The 17,585-nt window shown below is 70.2% G+C and carries 17 protein-coding genes; 10 read left to right on the plus strand and 7 right to left on the minus strand.

The genetic code is table 11. From position 1 onward, the window contains the following. On the plus strand, positions 1-609 hold a 609-nt coding region (locus ACLBX9_RS00480), incomplete at its 5' end, for a DUF1236 domain-containing protein (protein WP_447717523.1). Between the two features lie 49 nt (positions 610-658). Here ACLBX9_RS00480 and hrcA read toward each other — a convergent pair. Next, the gene (hrcA, locus tag ACLBX9_RS00485; protein WP_158169374.1) at positions 659-1,714 is read right to left on the minus strand and encodes a heat-inducible transcriptional repressor HrcA; all 1,056 of its coding nucleotides are present in this window, start codon (positions 1,712-1,714) and stop codon (positions 659-661) included. Between the two features lie 181 nt (positions 1,715-1,895). Here hrcA and rph point away from each other — a divergent pair, with 181 nt between their 5' ends. The 3 genes from rph to hemW are packed head-to-tail and all read left to right on the plus strand — an operon-like array spanning position 1,896 to position 4,468. Continuing rightward, entirely contained in the window at positions 1,896-2,609 is a 714-nt protein-coding gene (gene rph / locus ACLBX9_RS00490) for a ribonuclease PH (RefSeq protein ID WP_158168473.1), read from the plus strand. Continuing rightward, positions 2,606-3,253 (plus strand): RdgB/HAM1 family non-canonical purine NTP pyrophosphatase, encoded by a 648-nt coding sequence (gene rdgB / locus ACLBX9_RS00495; protein WP_447717524.1) that lies wholly within the window; start codon positions 2,606-2,608, stop codon positions 3,251-3,253. The genes rph and rdgB overlap by 4 nt, the downstream gene beginning before the upstream one ends. Positions 3,254-3,292: 39 nt before the next feature. Beyond that, positions 3,293-4,468: a radical SAM family heme chaperone HemW gene (gene hemW, locus ACLBX9_RS00500; RefSeq protein ID WP_447717525.1), complete on the plus strand. Its 1,176-nt coding sequence runs from the start codon at positions 3,293-3,295 to the stop codon at positions 4,466-4,468. Here hemW and ACLBX9_RS00505 read toward each other — a convergent pair whose 3' ends face one another. Beyond that, complete coding sequence (locus ACLBX9_RS00505; protein WP_447717526.1) at positions 4,469-5,728, minus strand: penicillin-binding protein activator; 1,260 nt, start codon at positions 5,726-5,728, stop codon at positions 4,469-4,471. A gap of 174 nt (positions 5,729-5,902) precedes the next feature. On the opposite strand from ACLBX9_RS00505, the gene rsmI reads away from it, so the two are divergent. Further along, positions 5,903-6,835: a 16S rRNA (cytidine(1402)-2'-O)-methyltransferase gene (rsmI, locus tag ACLBX9_RS00510; RefSeq protein ID WP_447717527.1), complete on the plus strand. Its 933-nt coding sequence runs from the start codon at positions 5,903-5,905 to the stop codon at positions 6,833-6,835. Next, positions 6,832-7,221 (plus strand): YraN family protein, encoded by a 390-nt coding sequence (locus ACLBX9_RS00515; protein ID WP_158168465.1) that lies wholly within the window; start codon positions 6,832-6,834, stop codon positions 7,219-7,221. Before rsmI ends, ACLBX9_RS00515 begins: the two co-directional genes overlap by 4 nt. Positions 7,222-7,230: 9 nt before the next feature. On the opposite strand, the gene ACLBX9_RS00520 is transcribed toward ACLBX9_RS00515, so the two are convergent. The 3 genes from ACLBX9_RS00520 to ACLBX9_RS00530 all read right to left on the minus strand — a co-directional run bounded on the left by ACLBX9_RS00520 (position 7,231) and on the right by ACLBX9_RS00530 (position 10,009). Continuing rightward, positions 7,231-7,620: a response regulator gene (locus ACLBX9_RS00520; RefSeq protein ID WP_158168463.1), complete on the minus strand. Its 390-nt coding sequence runs from the start codon at positions 7,618-7,620 to the stop codon at positions 7,231-7,233. Between the two features lie 254 nt (positions 7,621-7,874). Continuing rightward, the gene (locus ACLBX9_RS00525) at positions 7,875-9,008 is read right to left on the minus strand and encodes a L,D-transpeptidase family protein (protein WP_447717528.1); all 1,134 of its coding nucleotides are present in this window, start codon (positions 9,006-9,008) and stop codon (positions 7,875-7,877) included. Between the two features lie 74 nt (positions 9,009-9,082). Next, positions 9,083-10,009, minus strand: coding sequence for an extensin family protein (locus tag ACLBX9_RS00530; RefSeq protein WP_447717529.1), 927 nt, complete (start codon positions 10,007-10,009; stop codon positions 9,083-9,085). 178 nt (positions 10,010-10,187) lie between these two features. Here ACLBX9_RS00530 and ACLBX9_RS00535 point away from each other — a divergent pair, with 178 nt between their 5' ends. Beyond that, the gene (locus ACLBX9_RS00535) at positions 10,188-12,257 is read left to right on the plus strand and encodes a M3 family metallopeptidase (RefSeq protein ID WP_447717530.1); all 2,070 of its coding nucleotides are present in this window, start codon (positions 10,188-10,190) and stop codon (positions 12,255-12,257) included. An 84-nt stretch (positions 12,258-12,341) separates the two neighbouring features. Continuing rightward, the gene (locus tag ACLBX9_RS00540) at positions 12,342-13,289 is read left to right on the plus strand and encodes a hypothetical protein (RefSeq protein ID WP_447717531.1); all 948 of its coding nucleotides are present in this window, start codon (positions 12,342-12,344) and stop codon (positions 13,287-13,289) included. Positions 13,290-13,295: 6 nt separating this feature from the next. Here ACLBX9_RS00540 and ACLBX9_RS00545 read toward each other — a convergent pair whose 3' ends face one another. Both ACLBX9_RS00545 and ACLBX9_RS00550 read right to left on the minus strand, forming a co-directional pair. After that, the gene (locus tag ACLBX9_RS00545; RefSeq protein ID WP_158168456.1) at positions 13,296-13,514 is read right to left on the minus strand and encodes a hypothetical protein; all 219 of its coding nucleotides are present in this window, start codon (positions 13,512-13,514) and stop codon (positions 13,296-13,298) included. Between the two features lie 175 nt (positions 13,515-13,689). Next, on the minus strand, positions 13,690-14,082 hold the full coding sequence (locus tag ACLBX9_RS00550) for a DUF2267 domain-containing protein (protein WP_158168454.1): 393 nt from the start codon (positions 14,080-14,082) through the stop codon (positions 13,690-13,692). Between the two features lie 115 nt (positions 14,083-14,197). Between ACLBX9_RS00550 and ACLBX9_RS00555 the strand changes: the two genes are divergently transcribed. Together ACLBX9_RS00555 and poxB are read left to right on the plus strand one after the other, a co-directional pair. Further along, positions 14,198-15,745 carry a helicase HerA-like domain-containing protein gene (locus tag ACLBX9_RS00555; protein WP_447717532.1) on the plus strand — a complete coding sequence of 516 codons (1,548 nt, stop codon included), beginning with the start codon at positions 14,198-14,200 and terminating at the stop codon, positions 15,743-15,745. Positions 15,746-15,833: 88 nt separating this feature from the next. Next, positions 15,834-17,564, plus strand: coding sequence for a ubiquinone-dependent pyruvate dehydrogenase (gene poxB, locus ACLBX9_RS00560; protein ID WP_447717533.1), 1,731 nt, complete (start codon positions 15,834-15,836; stop codon positions 17,562-17,564). The last annotated feature ends 21 nt before the right edge of the window (positions 17,565-17,585 follow it).

Consider the following 17,585-nt stretch of genomic DNA (forward strand, 5'->3'; position numbering starts at 1 on the left):
GGTGGCGCGACGCGCGGGCCTGGCGGCGCCGAGGGCGGTGCGCGCGGAGCCGAGCCGGGCGGACCTGCCGGTCGCGGCGCCGAGGGACCCGGCCGGCCCGGCGGAGCCGCCGAGCGCAACGGTCCCTCCGAGCGCGCTGGTCCGGGCGCCAACCCCGGCGCCGGCGACCGCGGCGATCGTGGTGATCGCGGCAACCGCGAGGAACGCGGAGACCGTGGCGGGCGCGAGCCCGGCGCTGCGGGCGAGCGCGGCGGCCGGGACGGTGCCGGACCGAACCAGGGCGGCCGCGGCGCGGCCGGTGAGCGGGGTGGTCGTGGGGGCGTCCGCGAGGGCGGTTCCGCTCGCGGCGCGGTCGGCCGTCTCGACACGCGGCAGCGCACCGAGTTCCGCAGCTCGATCACCCGCCTGGGCGTTTCGCCCCTCCGGGACGTGGCGTTCGGGCTGGCGGTTGGGACGGCGATCCCGCGCTCGGTCACGCTGCACCGGCTGCCGCCGGCGATCGTCACCCTGGTGCCGGAATACGAGGGCTACGAGTTCATCCTGGTGCGCGACGATATCGTGATCATCGATCCCGATACGTATGAGATCGTGGACGTGATCCCGGCCTGACGCATACGATCCCCGGGGCCGGGCGGGCGATGCGCCCGTTCGGCTCCTGCTACCGTCCGCCATCCAATAATTTCGACACCACCCGCGCCGTATAGTCGACCATCGGCACGATCCGGGCGTAGTTCAGTCGCGTCGGGCCGATCACCCCGACCACGCCCACGATCTTCTGCGATCCGTCGCGGAACGGCGCCGCGATCAGCGACGACCCGGACAGCGAGAACAGCTTGTTCTCCGAACCGATGAAGATCCGCACGCCCTCGCCACCCTCGGCACGGGCCAGGAGGTCGATGACGTCCTTCTGGGTCTCGAGGTCGTTGAACAGCAGCCGGATGCGCTCGAGATCCTCGACCGCGCGCAGGTCGTCGAGCAGGTTCGCCTGTCCGCGCACGATCAGCTGGCGCGCCTCTGACGGGCCGACCGGCGTGGCGAGCCCGGCATCCACGAGGCGCTCGGTGATGGCGTCGAGCTCACGTTTCATGGCCTTGCGTCCGGCCTCGATCTCGGCGCGCAGCGATCCCAGGGTGCGGCCCTGCAGCCGGGCATTGAGGAAGTTGGTCGCCTCCTGAAGCGCGCCTGCCGGCAGGCCCGGGGGCAGGTCCACGAGGCGGTTCTCCACGGAGCCGTCGTCCGAGACCAGGATCACCAGGGCGCGGGCGGGATCGAGGCGGACGAACTCGATGTGCTTGAGGTTCACGTTCGCCTTGGTGGTCAGGACCACGCCGGCGCCGCGCGACACCCCCGACAGCATCGTCGATGCCTCGGCGAGCGCCGAGTCAAAGGTGTGGCCGGACGCGGCCGCCCGCATCTGCGCCTCGATCCGGGCCTGCTCGTCCTGGCTGACGTCGCCCAGTTCGAGCATGGCGTCCACGAAGAACCGCAGACCCAGCTCTGTCGGCAGGCGGCCGGCCGACGTGTGGGGCGCGAAGATCAGACCGGAATGCTCCAGATCCGCCATCACATTGCGGATCGAGGCCGGTGACAGAGTCATCGGAAGGATTCGCGCCAGATTGCGCGATCCCACTGGCTCCCCCGTCGTCAGATAACTCTCGACGATCTGGCGAAAGATCTCGCGGGCACGCTCGTTGAGCGCGGCAAGCGCCTGCATGGACTGGCCGTTCGTCACTCTGAAGGTCGGATCTGTCACGCGGTCATCCTGTGGTCCGATCATGTCCGGACGGCCGGCAAGGATCAATCCGCCGGGATCGATCAGCCGGGCGCTGCTTGCCCGCGGTGACGGCTCGGCCTATGAGCCCGGCCCTCGATCTCCTCGACAGAAAGGGCCTGCAATGCGGCCTTCCAAGCGTGCCGCCGACGAGTTGCGGTCCGTCAGCCTGGAGCGCGCGGTCTCGCGCTACGCCGAGGGCTCCTGCCTGGTCAGCTTCGGCAACACCCGGGTGCTCTGCACCGCCTCCCTGGAAGAGCGGGGCCCGCCGTGGCTCCGCGGTTCCGGCAAGGGATGGGTCACGGCCGAGTACGCCATGCTGCCGCGTGCGACGCACGAACGCACCCGCCGCGAGGTCGGTTCCGGCAAGCCCTCGGGGCGGACCCAGGAGATCCAGCGGCTGATCGGCCGCTCGCTCCGCGCGGTCACCAACCTGCCGGCGATCGGCGAGCGCCAGATCACGATAGATTGCGACGTGATCCAGGCCGACGGCGGCACCCGCACAGCCGCCATCACCGGCGCCTGGGTGGCGCTCCACGATTGCTTCACCTGGATGCGGGCCCGCTCGATCATCTCGGTCGATCCGCTGCGCGACCACGTCGCGGCCGTGTCGTGCGGACTGTACAAGGGCACGCCCGTCCTCGACCTCGACTACGCCGAGGATTCCGCGGCCGAGACCGACGCCAATTTCGTGCTGACAGGCCGGGGCGGCATCGTCGAGGTGCAGGGCACCGCCGAGATGGAGCCGTTCTCGGAGGACCAGCTCCTCGAGTTGCTGCGGCTCGCCCGCGCCGGGACCGACCGGCTGGTCGCCCTCCAGAAGGAGGCGATCGCGTGAGCCCCGCGCCCCGCCATGGCCGGAGGCTGACCGGCAAGGTGGTGATCGCCACCCACAACGCCGGCAAGCTCACCGAGATGCGCGAGCTTCTGGCGCCGTTCGGCGTCGAAGCGGTGTCGGCCGGAGAGCTGGGGCTGCCGGAGCCGGACGAGACCGGCACGATGTTCGCCGAGAACGCGTTCATCAAGGCCAAGGCCGCCGCGGACGCGACCGGGCTCCCGGCCTTCGCCGACGATTCCGGCCTCTGCGTGGACGCGCTCGACGGCGCGCCCGGCATCTTCTCGGCGCGCTGGGCCGGGCCGACCAAGGACTTCGCCGGTGCCATGGCGCGGATCTTCGCGGAGTTGGATCAGCGCGGGGCGCAGTCCCGCCGCGCCCATTTCGTGTCGGCGCTGGTGCTCGCCTGGCCCGACGGACACACCGAACTTTTCGAAGGTCGGGTGTTCGGCGACCTCGTGGCGGCGAAAGGCACGGCCGGATTCGGCTACGACCCGATCTTCCGTCCCGAGGGACACGATCGCACGTTCGGGGAGATGAGCGCCGACGAGAAGCACGGCGTCGACTGGCAGAAGGGCGAGGGGCTGTCGCACCGGGCGCGGGCCTTCGTGGAGCTGAGCCGGGCCTGCCTCGCCCCAGCCTCCTGATTGCCAAACCGGCCGCCTGCCCTCACATCCAGGTCCATCATGACCTTGACCGGCCCGGACCATCTTACCCGCGATGCGGGTTTCGGGATCTACCTGCACTGGCCCTTCTGCGCCGCGAAGTGCCCGTACTGCGACTTCAACAGCCATGTCCGGCACGGCGGCGTCGACGAGTCGCGGTTCCTCGACGCCTTCCGGGCCGAGATCGCCAACGCCGCGGGCCGGACGCCCGGCCGGGCCGTCACCAGCGTCTTCCTCGGTGGCGGCACGCCCTCGCTGATGCAGCCCGCGACCGTCGCGGGCCTCCTCGATGCGGTGGCCGCGCACTGGACCGTGGCGTCGGACGCCGAGATCACCCTGGAGGCCAACCCGTCGAGCGTCGAGGCCGGGCGCTTCCGCGGCTACCGGGCCGCGGGAATCAACCGCGTCTCCCTCGGCGTCCAGGCGCTGGACGATACGGCCCTGAAGGCACTCGGCCGCCTTCACGACGTGGCGCAGGCGCTCGACGCCATCCGCGTCGCGCAGGCCGTCTTCGACCGCACGTCGTTCGACCTGATCTACGCCCGCTCCGATCAGACCCCCGAGCTGTGGCGCGCCGAACTCCGCGAAGCGCTGGACCGGGCCGCCGAGCATCTCTCTCTCTACCAGCTCACGATCGAGCCCGGCACGCCGTTCCACGGCCTCGCCGCCGCCGGCAAGCTGGTGATCCCCGACGACGACACCGGGCGGGCCCTCTACGACGTGACGCAGGAACTGTGCGCAGGGGCCGGGCTGCCCGCCTACGAGATCTCCAACCACGCCCGGCCCGGCGCGGAATCGCGCCACAACCTGCTGTACTGGCGCTACGGCGAGTATGCCGGGATCGGTCCGGGCGCCCATGGGCGACTCGTCACGGCCCATGGGCGGGTCGGCACCATCACGGAGCGATCGCCGGAGGCGTGGCTCGCCCGGGTCGAGCGCGACGGCCACGGCATCGTCGAGACCGAGATGCTTTCGGCCGCCGATCAGGCCGATGAGTTTCTGGTCATGGGACTGCGCCTCGCCGAAGGCATCGATCCGGCACGGTACGCGGCCCTGAAGGGCAGGCCGCTGAACGGCAACCGCGTCGGCATGCTGGTGGGCGATGGTCTGCTGGAGCGGCGGCCGGGCGGCCGCATCGCCGCGACCGCACGGGGCGCGCCGGTCCTCAACGCCCTGGTCGCCGAATTGGCAGCCTGATCAGATCGCCGGCTTGGCCAGCAGCCGCGGTGCCGGGCTCACGGTCGTCGTGGCGTTGTTGCGGATCTCGTAGACCGCCAAGCTCCGCTCGCTCTGCCCGTCCGGCCGGAACCGGAAGGTGCCGTCCACTCCGGCGAAGCCCGCTCCGCTCGTCAGAGTGGGTTCGGCGAAGCGCTGCGATCCGTATTGCCGCGACAGTGCCGCGGTCAGCATCACGGCGTCGTAGGCGAGGGAGGCGACGCGCGGCGGAACGGTGCCGAACTTGGCTTGGTAGCGTCCGCTGAAATTGGAGAACCCGCTCCGGTCCGCGGCCGCGAAGCGGCCGCCCTGAAGGGCCGGCAGGGTGAACAGGGCCGGCTCGTTCCAGAGAGCCGTGCCGATCGGGCGGACGCGGGCCGGCGAGAAGCCGGCCTTGGTCAGGGCCGCCGCGACGCCCGGCAGGCCCTCGGGGGTCTCCGGGATGAACAGGGCGTCGGCCGTCGCGCCGGGACCGGTGATGACGCGCGCCAGCCGCTCCACGGCGGGGCCGGGCGCACCCGCGGGGTATCGCTCGATGGCCGCGACCCGGGCGCCCTGGCGCGCCACGACCTCGCGGAATTCGGCCTCGACAGCGTTGCCATAGGCGGTCTCGGGGATCAACGCCGCGAAGGAACGCTTGCCTCCCGCCACGGAGTCCTCCACCGCCCGGTCCACCTCCGGCTGGGGCAGGAAGCTCAGGAGGTAGACGCCCCGGGCCGCCACGGTGGCGTCCGTGGAGAATCCGATCACCGGCTTGCCCGCGGCGCGCGCCACTGCGGCCGCGGCCTGTACGCTCCCCGCGAACAGAGGACCGAGGACGATCTCGGCGCCCTGCCGGAGGGCGTCCTGCGTCGCGTCCCGCGCTCCGTCGGGATTGCCCCGGTCATCCTCCACGAGGATCGTCAGGTCCGGCTGTTGTCCTTCGTCGAAGGCGAGCTGGGCGGCGTTGCGCATGGCCGCGCCCACCGCGGCGCCTTGTCCGCTGAGCGGCAGCACCAGGGCGACCTTCACGGCGCCTGAGCCGATGCGTTGCCCGCCCACCGCAGCGAGTGTCGGCGGGGCGTCTGCGGCGGGCGCCTGCGGCACCGCCGCGGGCGGTGACAGCTCGGCCTGAGCCGAGGGCCGGCGCCGCCCGCCGTCGGTGGCGAGGCAACCGCCGAGGAGCGGCAGCGCGGCGCAGAGCGCGGCGATCAGGGCGGCGGCGCGCGGAAGACCCTCCCGCACCCCTATCGGACGCGCCATCGCGCGGACTCCCTCAAGCAGGCGGGGATAGCCTGACGATCGGCTTTGGAAATGTAAACGCGCCGCAGCGGACTTGCCCCCTGGAGGTGGCCGCTGCCGCGACGAGAGCCGGCAGGTGTGGCAACATGGTCAACGATGACCCGCCGATTCGACGCCCCGGGGACTGCTCCTCACATGAGAGTCCCGTCCCACAAACCCGGAGCGGATCGGCCGCGGACCCCGACCTTCACGGCTTTCGGGCTGGCGAGCGAGGCCGAAACCCTGGCGCCCGGCCTTCACATCGTGGCGACGCCCATCGGCAACCTCCGCGACATAACGATCCGCGCCCTGGCGACGCTCGCGGCGGCGGACGCGGTCCTCGCCGAGGACACGCGGGTCACCCGGACGCTGCTCGCTCATTACGGCATCACAACCCCGCTCCTCGCCTACCATGAGCATTCCAACGAGGCGGTGCGCGAACGCATGGTCGCCCGCCTGCGCGCCGGCGAGGCCCTGGCCCTGGTGTCGGATGCGGGTACGCCGCTGGTCTCCGACCCCGGTTACAAGCTCGTCCAAGCCGCCATCGAGGCCGGGATCGGGATCACGCCCGTCCCGGGTCCTTCGGCGGTGATGACCGCCCTGGTTGCCGCCGGCCTGCCGACGGACCGCTTCTTCTTCGAGGGCTTCCTTCCTCAGAAGGCCGGCGCCCGGCGCAACCGGCTGGAGGCGCTCGTCCCGGTCCCCGGGACTCTGGTCCTGTTCGAATCGCCGCACCGCCTCCCCGAAATGCTGGCGGACGCCGCCGCGATGCTGGGTCCCGACCGGCCCGCCGCGGTGACCCGCGAACTCACCAAGCTCTATGAGACCGTCCGACGCGACACATTGGGCTCCCTCAGCGCGCGCTTCGCCGAGGATGGGCCGCCGAAGGGCGAGATCGTCGTCATCATCGGCGCCGCCACGGCGCCCGAGCGCACGGCCGACAGCGATGCCGCCCTCGACGCGCTGCTGCGTGCGGCGCTCGAGCGGCACTCGATCAAGGATGCCGCGAGCCTCGTCGCCGACGATACCGGGCAGCCGCGTCGTCTCGTCTACGCGCGGGCGCTGGTTTTGGCGCGGGGCGAACCTTGAACGGCGCGCTCCCCGACCGGGCGCAGCGGCACCGCGCCGCCTATCGGCGCGGCCATCGGGCCGAGTGGCTGGCGCTGGCGGTCCTGATGCTCAAGGGCTACTGGCCGGTCGGCCGGCGCGTGAGCGTCGCGGGGGGCGAGATCGACCTGATCGTCCAGCGCTGGAACACCGTCGCGTTCGTCGAGGTGAAGGCCCGGTCCCGGCGCGAGGACGCCCGCGAGGCGATCGATGCGGCCAAGCGCCGCCGCTTTTCCCGCGCGGTCCGGGCCTGGATCGGCCGCAATACCTGGAGCGCCGGCATGACCTTCCGGGCGGATGCGGTGTTCGTCGGCGCGCGGGAATGGCCGGCCCACGTGGCCGACGCCTTCACGATCGAAGGCTTGTAGGCGCCGCCGTCAGTCCCGGACGGCGCGGATCGCGCCGATCAGCGTCCGCTTCAGGTCCGCTTGGCTGAACGGCTTCTGCACTACGGGCCTGTCCCGGAAGGGCTCGCGGATACCCGCCCCGCCGTAACCCGTGGAGAACACCAGCGGCAGATCGCGCTTCGCGATGGCCTCGGCCACCGGGTAGATCGGCTCGCCCGCGACGTTCACGTCCAGGATCGCAACCTCGAAGGTCTCCTGCGACGCCATCTCGAGGGCCGACGACAGGCGCGCGGCCGGGCCGACGACCGAACAACCGAAATCGAGGAGCATGTCCTCGAGCAGCATCGAGATGGCAGCCTCGTCCTCGACGACGAGCACGCGGACGCCGTTGAGGACGTCATCGTTGGGGTCAGCAGTCACGCCGGGCCGTCTTCCCTTCGAACGCCCCCGCCACCGGGGATCTTGCCGTGCAGTAGGTCTCATCTCGCGAACCACGCGAGCAACGGTCCGTAATACGGCGCAGCTTCGGCGGGCAGGCCACAAGATGGCCTTTGGCGTCGCCCGTAATGCGCAACGTGTCAAGCGTTCCCGGGTCGTTCCGGCGCCAATAGCGCCTAGTATGTTAACCGGTGATACATTTTTGACCAGGGGCGACGCCGGATCGGTGCGGCGACCTAGTCATCCTTGAAGCTGACCTTGGCGCCCCGGGTCACATGGGCCGCGAGATCGCGCGCATTCCAGTTGGTCAGTCGGATGCAGCCGTGCGACTCGGTCTTTCCGACCTTCTCGGGCTCCGGCGTGCCGTGGATCCCGTAGCTCGGGATGGCAAGATCGATCCAGACAAGACCGACAGGGTTGTTGGGGCCAGCCTGGATGGTGAACTTGTGCTTCGCCTTCACACCTTTGAACGCATATTTCGGATTGTAGGTGTAGTCCGGATCGAACGCCACGCCCTTCACCTTGGTGTCTCCGCTCGGGGCCGGCTTCTCCGTGCTGCCGATCGAGGCGGGGTAGTAGGCGACCAGCTTTCCATCCTCACCGAAGGCGCGTACGTCGCGGCTGCTCTTGTCGACTTCTATACGGTCGACCTTCGGATCCTTCGGCAGATCCTTTCCCTTGGGCTTGTCGAGGGTCATCGGATCGACGGCTGCAATCGCGATGGTGGTCCCGGCCTTGTCGAGCGGCTTGCCCGGATTGAGTGCGCTGACGAGATCCCGGCTCATGTGAAAGCGTTCGGCCAGCATCTCCCGCGGATTGGTGTAGCCGAGATCCTTCAGGTCGGCCTGCTCCTCCATCTTCGGCGGAATCTTGTCGACGTAGGGGCCCGACGCGTCCGCCTCGGTCAGCGTGTAATCCGTAACCGCCGGCTTGTCGCTCGTGCCCTGAAGCTTGTCCCAGACCTCCGGCGTCAGGTCCTGGGTGGCGGGCAGGCCCTGCGCCACCGCGAAGGCCGAGAGGGCATGCTGGTAATTCTCGCCCTTCCGGCCGTCGATGGCGCCCGGGTAGAAATGGGCTCGGTCGAGGAGAACCTGCGCCTTGACGATCAGCGGATCGGGCTTGTCGTCGGCCGCCCGCGACTTGCGCCTCTGCCCGGCGGACTTCTTCGCCTCGGGCTTTGACCCCCCCGCCGCGCCGCCCTGCGGCGACAGGGTCGCCGCGTTCACCGCGTCCGCCGTCAGCGCGGGCGTCGTGTCCCCCCTGCCGGTCTCCTTCCTGGCGGATTCCCTCGGTCTGGCCTCCGCACCCTGCACGATGAGGCAACTCGCCAGGAGGGCCGCCCAGACCGGCCGCCGAGGGGTCGGGAACATCGACGTCGCAATCTCCGGGAACAGACGCGTTCCGGTGCCACAAGCGCCGAGCCGGCGGGAACGTTCCATGAGCCCTATTCGCAGAGGCGGTGGCCCGCGTTGCGCTCGCGCTCATCGAGATGGAAGTGGTTCGAATGGGCCGCGTTCGACCCCGGCCCCAGGACCGTTCGGAAGAACTCGCAGGCCTTGCCGCGCACGGCCACCAGGAACCGCGCCTCCTCGGATCCCTCAGGCATCGCCTTGACCGGAATGCTCGGGCGCCCCGCAAAACTGAAGCCCATCACGTCGGCGGCATTGGCGAAGGCGTGCTCGCTGAGCTTTGCATCGAAATCGTGGTTCTGCCCCCGGCACACGTAGGATCCACCGAGTTCGAGCGTGGCGAGTGGGTGCTTGAGGGTCCGCTCGGCCTCGACCTGGACTTCCGTGACCCAGCGCGCCAGCGCCTCGGCCGACCGGCAGGTCAGTGTCGCGCCCTGCGGAAGCGTCACGCCGTCGGCGAACTTGGTGACCTTCAGCGGAAGCGGCGCCGTGCACTGGCCCTCGGCGATCGGCGGCAGCGGCTCGAACTCCACTCCGAGGCGCTTGAGACGCGTCCGACAGGCGGTGTCGTCCGGGGGCGAGACCTTCAGGGCGAGCGCCGCCTCGCCGGAGAGTTCCGGCGGCCGGCCGGGCGGCGTGGGCGGCGGCGACGGCATCTCGGGTTTGCCGGCCTCCGTGCCCGCCTCGACCGCGGGTTTGCCGCTTTCCTTGGGCGAGACCGTCGTGGGTGGTGTCAGTTCCGCCGGTCGGGCCGGCGGCGCCGGAAGGGCAGTCTCCGGGGCAGCCGGCGGCTTCAGTGCGTCCGGCCGCTCGGGCGGCTTCGGTGGGGGGACCGGCACGGTGGCAGCCGGGGCCTCGGCGGTCCGGCCCGACGCGGCCGGAAAGATGGCCAGACCGAGGACGAGGAGACCGCGCGCGAGCGGTGGCGCGGTGCGACGGATCGGCGGCAGACGTCCTGGCATGAGGCCTCGAAGCTTAGGCGTTGGCCGATGGTAACGGGCGAGACGTCGTTCGGATCGCCTGCGCGGTTGACGGATGCGGCGATCAGGTCACTGTCTTCCGCAGGACGCCCGTCGACCCCATGTCGCCGGACCGCACGGCGACGGCAATGGTCGCCGTAGGGATGACTTCGAGGACCGTATGCTGGACTCCGCTGATGCCGGGCTGCCGAGCCTGCCGCAGGACAATCCCTTCCAGGAGGCGCACTGGACGACGCCGTTCGGCCTGCCACCCTTCGAACGGATCCATCCGGACCATTACCGGCCGGCCTTCGAGGCGGCGCTGGCGGCCCACGATGCCGAGATCCGGGCCATCGCGGCCGACACGGCTCCGGCGACCTTCGCCAATACGGTGGCGGCGATGGAACGGGCCGGCCTCGCCCTCGATCGGGTCGCCGGCGTCTTCTACAATTTGACCGGCAGCCATACGAATCCGGATCTGCAGGCGATCGAGCGGGAGATCGGTCCGAAGCTCGCCCGGCACGGCAGCGCCATCTACCTTAACCCGCAGCTCTGGGCCCGCATTTCGGCCGTCGGTGCCGAGGGGCTCGACCCGGAGGAGCGCCGCGTCCTCGACCGCTACCGCGTCCGCTTCCGGCGCTCGGGCGCGGAGCTCGGTCCAGACGACAAGGCGCGCATCGCCGAGATCGCCGCGCGCATGTCGGAGCTCGGGACGCGGTTCAGCCAGAATCTGCTGGCCGACGAGAGCAGCTTCACGCTGGCCCTAAAATCGGAGGACGACCTCGCCGGCCTGCCGCCGTTCCTGCGCGCTGCGGCCGCCAGCGCGGCGAAGGAGCGCGGGCACGACGGCCACGTCATCACCCTGTCGCGCTCCCTCATTGAGCCATTCCTGGTCTTCTCCACCCGCCGTGATCTGCGCGAGCGCGCCTACGCCGCCTGGACTCGGCGCGGGGAGAACGGCGGCGAGACCGATAACCGGGCGGTGAGCGCCGAGATCGTCAGTCTCCGGGCCGAGCGGGCGCGGCTCCTCGGCTTCGAGAGCTTCGCGCATTTCGCCCTCGACGACACGATGGCGGCGAGTCCCGAGGCCGCCACGGGCCTGCTGCGCGACGTCTGGACGCCGGCCCGGGCCCGGGCCGCCGAGGAGCGCGACCGCCTCCAGGGGGCGGTCCAGGATGAGGGCCACAACTTCACCCTCCAGGCCCACGATTGGCGCCATTACGCCGAGAAGGTGCGCCGCGCCGAGCACGATCTCGATGAGAGCGAGATCAAGGCCTACCTGCCCCTCGACCGCATGATCCAGGCGGCCTTCGACACGGCCGCGCGGTTGTTCGGCCTGACCTTCGAGGAGCTGTCCGACGTTCCCCGCTACCACGCCGACGTGCGGGTCTGGCGAGTGGGCAATCCGGACGGCTCCGAGGTCGGGCTGTTCCTCGGCGATTATTTCGCCCGCGCCTCGAAGCGGTCGGGTGCCTGGATGAGCGCGTTCCGCTCCCAGGAGCGCCTGAACGGGCCGATCACCCCGATCATCGTCAACGTGATGAATTTCGCCACGGCACCCGCCGGCGAGAGCACGCTGCTGTCGTTCGACGATGCCCGGACCCTGTTCCACGAGTTCGGCCACGCCCTGCACGGCCTCCTGTCCGATGTGACCTACCCGATCCTGTCCGGCACGGCCGTCTCGCGCGACTTCGTCGAACTCCCGTCGCAGCTCTACGAGCACTGGCTTGAGCAGCCGGAGGTGCTCCGGACGCACGCGCGCCACCACCAGACCGGGGAGCCGATGCCCGACGCGCTCCTGCGGAAGCTGCTGGCGGCGCGCACCTTCAACCAGGGTTTCGCCACGGTGGAGTACACCGCCTCGGCCATCGTCGACATGACGCTGCACCTCTCCGCCGAGGGCGAGGCCGGCCTCGACGTGCCCGCCTTCGAAGCGGAGGCCCTGCGGCGGATCAGCATGCCGGCCGAGATCACCATGCGGCACCGGACGCCGCACTTCGCCCACATCTTCTCGGGCGACGGCTACGCGGCCGGCTACTACAGCTATCTCTGGTCGGAGGTGCTCGACGCGGACGCGTTCGATGCCTTCCGCGAGGCAGGCGATATCTTCGACCCGGAGACGGCCAAGCGCCTGCGCACCTTCGTGTACGGCGCCGGGAATCTGCGCGACGCCCGCGAGGCCTACACGGCTTTCCGCGGCCGGATGCCCAGTATCGCGCCGCTCCTCAAGAAGCGGGGGCTGGCGGCCTGATCCGCGCGCCCGCGGTAAGCGTTTCGTAAACAAACGTCCTTAACGAACGCTTGCAGCGACATCCTGCGAGCGGAGTTCGGGGCGATGACGAAGAGCGAAGCCAAGCAGGCGGTATCCCCGGTCGACCTGCTTAAGGCTGCGGTGGGCGGAACGACGGATCCGAAGCCCGAGACGAAGGTCGAGGTCAAGGAAGTCTCGGCCCCCAAGCGCTTCGCGCTGCCGCCGCTGCCGCCGATCGACCTGCACCGCCTCGCCGTACCGGGCGCGGCGCTGGCCGTGGGTGCCCTCCTGGGCGGCGGCGTCATAGCGATGACTCGGTCGGCGCCGTCCAACGATGCCGTGATGGCACTCAGCACCACGCTCGATGCGGGCCGGACCGAGACGGCCCGGCTCGGCAGCGACATCGCGCAGCTTCATCAAGTGCTCGCCGATCTGAGGGCATCCACCGACACGGCGCGCAAGGAGGCCGGGAGCCGTAGCAGCACCCTCGGCGACCGCCTCGCGCAGCTCGACAAGACCTTGAATGCCAAGACAGCGGCCCTGAGCGAGCGCTTCGAGCAGGTGGAGCGCGAGCAGAACGCGCGGATTGCCGCCCTCGCGACTCAGCTCGAGCGGCGCGCCACGGCCGCCGTGATGCCCGCTGCACGCACGGAGCCAACCCAGACCGGCAGCCTCGCCGAGGCACCGCGGAGCGTTGAGACGAAGAGTGTCGAAGCCAAAGTTCCGGAGCCAAGAAGCTCGGAGCCCAGAAGCTCGGAGCCCAGGGCCCCCGAGACGAATCTGGCCGATGCCAAGGCGATAGACCTGAAGCCGAAGGCCGCCACGCCGGAGAAGCCGCCGGTCATCGACGGATGGGCCCTGCGAGACATCTTCGAGGGCGCGGCGATCCTTGAGAACCGGCGTCACCGGCTTGTGGAGGTGGGCCCAGGCGACATCGTGCCGGGCGTTGGCCGGGTCGAGGCCGTCGAGCGCCGGGGTCGGGACTGGGTGGTGGTGACGCGCCAGGGCCTCGTCACGCCGCAGGCTTGGTGACTGCCCTCAGCGACTCGTGCAGGCTGTCGGAACGAGCACGTCGTTGGTGAGGGGGAAGCGCGGCTCGATCGTCATCGGGTCCGCCAGGGCGGCCGCGCGTTCCGCGCGGCGCCGCCCGTGTCGCAAAGCCCGGGTCTGAGCGGCACGCGTCGGGTGAAGTATCGACGCGAGGAGCGCCTGGCCCTCGAACTCGCTATCCAGGTTTTTCGATTCGAAGACGGGCATGGCCGGCCTGCTTGCTTGCGGTCGAAACTGCCGCCCGAAGCAGCGTTTCGTACCACACCCGGAATAACGGGCATCGCGTGGACAGGTTCCGCCAAGCTTTCGCTGCGCAACCTCTTTTTTACGATTGTCCAGACGACGCCCGAATGCGGTGCGCCGGCGCACACCGCCGGGATCCTCAGACGAACTGGTTGAGGCCGGGGATCGAGCCGATGATCGGGCCCATCGCGTCCTCGCCGACTTTCTCGCGGCCGAAGGCGAAAAGCTCCTGACCCAGGGGCTGCATCTCGCCCATGGGCACGCCGGCCGACATGAGCTTCTGGCCGAGCGCCATCACGCCGCCGCCACCCATCATGCCGCCGAGCATGCCCATCAGGCCGCCCCCACCGGCGTCACCGGCATTCGCTTCGGCGATCAGCGTCTCGGAGCCCGGCAGAGCCGCCAGCAACTGACCGACCTCCGTCGCAGGCCCTTCCTTCTGCAGGAAGGCGAGGATGTGCCCGATGGCGGTCTGTGCGGTCGCGGCGTCGAGCCCGGTGCGGGCGGTGACGCGGGCGAGCAATTCTTCCATGGTGATGATCTCTTCGGAATGCTTCCAGACGTCCTTCGACTCTGAGGCGCCGGAAATCAAGCCGGTGGCCCGCTCGCTGGAAAAGTCCGGGCGCCCCGTCCATAACAGTACCCAGATGCGCCGGGGGGCAACGACGATGGGCGACGGTACGATCCTGGTCGGCAAGAGCGTCCAGGCCTCGGGGCCGGGCAAGCCGGAGGTGCTGGCCCTGCGGCTCGCCAACCGGCACGGGCTCGTCGCCGGCGCGACGGGCACCGGCAAGACCGTAACCCTCCAGGTGCTGGCCGAGGGTTTCTCCAATGCCGGGGTGCCGGTCTTCGCGGCCGACATCAAGGGCGACCTGTCGGGCATCGCCGCTGCCGGGGAAGCCAAGCCTGCCTTCGTGAAGCGCGCCGAGGAACTCGGCCTCACCTACGAGCCCGACCGTTTCCCTACGGTGTTCTGGGACCTGTTCGGCGAGCAGGGCCATCCGATCCGCTGCACCGTCACCGAGATGGGTCCCCTGCTGCTCGGCCGCCTGCTGGAGCTCAACGACACGCAGGAGGGCGTGCTCAACATCGCGTTCCGGGTCGCGGACGAGAACCAGTGGCCGGTGATCGACCTGAAGGACCTGCGCGCCCTGCTGGCCTTCTGCTCCGAGAACCTGAAGGACATTTCGGGCCGGTACGGCAACGTCTCGTCGGCGTCGGTGGGCGCGATCCAGCGGCAACTGCTGGTCCTCGAGAACCAGGGCGCCGACAAATTCTTCGGCGAGCCCGCGCTCGACCTCACGGACTTCATGCGCACGGACCGCGACGGGCGCGGCTTCGTCAACATCCTCGCGGCCGACAAGCTGATGCAGCGGCCGAAGCTCTACGCCTCGTTCCTGCTCTGGATGCTCTCCGAGCTGTTCGAGCAGTTGCCGGAGGTCGGCGACCTCGACAAACCGAAGCTCGTATTCTTCTTCGACGAGGCGCATCTGCTCTTCAACGACGCGCCGAAATCGCTGCTCGACGCGGTCGAGCAGGTCGTGCGCCTGATCCGCTCGAAGGGGGTCGGCGTCTACTTCGTGACGCAGAATCCCCTCGACGTGCCCGAGACCGTGCTGGGCCAGCTCGGAAACCGCGTCCAGCACGCGTTGCGGGCCTTCACGCCACGGGACCAGCGGGCCGTCCGGGCGGCAGCCGAGACCTTCCGGCAGAACCCGGCCTTCGACGTGGCGACGGCCATCACCGAACTCGGCGTCGGCGAGGCGCTGATGAGTTTCCTGGAGCCGAAGGGCACACCGTCCCTGGTGGAGCGGGCGCTGGTCGCGCCGCCGCAGGGGCGCGTCGGGCCCCTGACCCAGCAGGAGCGGGCGGCGCTGATCGCGCAGAGCCCGCTGCGGGGCAAGTACGACGCCAGCGTCGACAACGAGAGCGCCTACGAGATGCTCGCCAAGCGCAAGAACCTCGACGCGGCGCCCGAGGAGGGCGCCTCCGAGGGCGGGCTCGGGGGGATGCTGGGCGGCGTCTTCGGCAGCGTCTTCGGGACACCTGCCAAGGGCAAGGCCGGCCGCCGGCCGCCGCAGAGCCTCGCCGAGCAGGTGATCGGCAACGCCGCGCGGTCGATGGCCCGCAGCGTCGGGCGGGAGGTGGGCAACGCCATCCTGCGCAACGTGCTCGGCGGGCTGACCAAGCGCTGAGCCGGCAGGTTCGGCCGACAGTCCGGGATCGTGACTTCCGGGCGGCGGGTTCCACTTGTCGGCAGGAAGCCGAACGCGGAGCCCGACCATGCGCATCACCAACGTGGCCGACGTCGTCGCCGAGACCCTGCAGGAGGCCGGCGTTTCCCGCGTCTACGGCGTCGTCGGCGACAGCCTGAACGGCATAACCGAGGCGCTGCGGGCCCGCGGACGCATCGACTGGATCCACACCCGCCACGAGGAATCCGCGGCCTTCGCGGCGGCAGGGGAGGCGCAGGTCACCGGTCGCCTCGCCGTCTGCGCGGGATCGTGCGGGCCGGGCAACCTGCACCTGATCAACGGCCTCTACGACGCCCATCGCAGCCGGAGCCCGGTCCTGGCGATCGCGGCCCATATCCCCTCGGCGGAGATCGGCTCCGGCTATTTCCAGGAGACGAATCCCATCGCGCTGTTCCGCGACTGCAGCCATTACTGCGAGATGGTTTCCGATCCGGCGCAGATGCCGTTCGTCCTCGAGAACGCGATCCGCGCCGCAGTGGGGGAGGGGGGCGTCGCGGTCATCGTCATTCCGGGCGACGTCGCCCTGCGCGACGCGCCCAAGCGGCCCCTGGCGCCCCGCGCGGGCCTCGTCCCTGCCAAGCCGGTGGTGCGCCCGGCGGACGCGGAGCTCGACGCCCTCGCCGCCATGCTCAACGCCGGCAAGCGGGTGACGCTGCTCTGCGGGCGCGGCTGCGCGGGCGCCCATAGCGAGCTTCTCCAGCTCGCCGACGCGCTGAAGAGCCCGATCGTCCACGCGCTGGGCGGCAAGGAGTTCGTCGAGTTCGACAACCCCTACGACGTCGGCATGACGGGTCTGATCGGCTTCTCGTCGGGCTACGCGGCCATGATGGCCTGCGACACGCTCCTGATGCTCGGCACCGGCTTCCCCTACAAGCAGTTCTACCCGCAGGATGCCAAGGTGGCGCAGGTCGATCTGCGCCCGTCCGAACTCGGGCGCCGCTGCCGGATCGAGCTCGGTCTCGTGGGCGATGTCGGCGCGACGCTCCGGACGCTGCTGCCGCGGCTCAAGGCCAAGACCGACCGGTCGTTCCTCGACGCCAGCCTCAAGCATTACGCCAAGGCGCGCGCGGACCTCGACGAACTCGCCACCGGCAAGCCCAGCGGTCCCCTGCACCCGCAATACCTCGCCCGCACGATCAGCGAGGCGGCGGCGGACGACGCCGTCTTCACCGCCGATGTCGGCACGCCGACCATCTGGGCGGCGCGCTACCTCGCCATGAACGGGCGGCGCAGGCTCCTCGGCTCCTGGGTGCACGGCTCCATGGCCAACGCCCTGTCGCAGGGCATCGGCGCGCAGGCCTGCCAGCGGGACCGGCAGGTGATCGCCCTCTGCGGCGACGGTGGCTTCGCCATGCTGATGGGCGACTTCCTCACCCTGCGGCAGCACCGCCTGCCGCTGAAGGTCGTCGTGTTCAACAACGGCACCCTCGGCTTCGTCGAATTGGAGATGAAGGCCGCGGGCTACCTCGAGACCGGGGTCGCCCTCGACAACCCGGACTTTGCCGCGATGTCGCGGGCGGCCGGCATCTTCGCCATCCGGGTCGAGGATCCGGCGGAGTTGCCGAACGCGATGCGCGAATTCCTGGCTTTCGACGGTCCGTCACTCCTCGATGTGCGCACCGCGCGGAACGAGCTTTCGATGCCGCCGAAGATCGACGGGCAGCAGGTGAAGGGCTTCAGCCTCTATGTCCTGCGCGCCGTCATGGACGGACGCGGTGACGCGGTCCTCGACCTCGCCAAGACCAACCTCATCCGGTAGACCCTCTGGATCAGTCTCGAA

The organism is Methylobacterium sp. A49B (assembly GCF_053346215.1).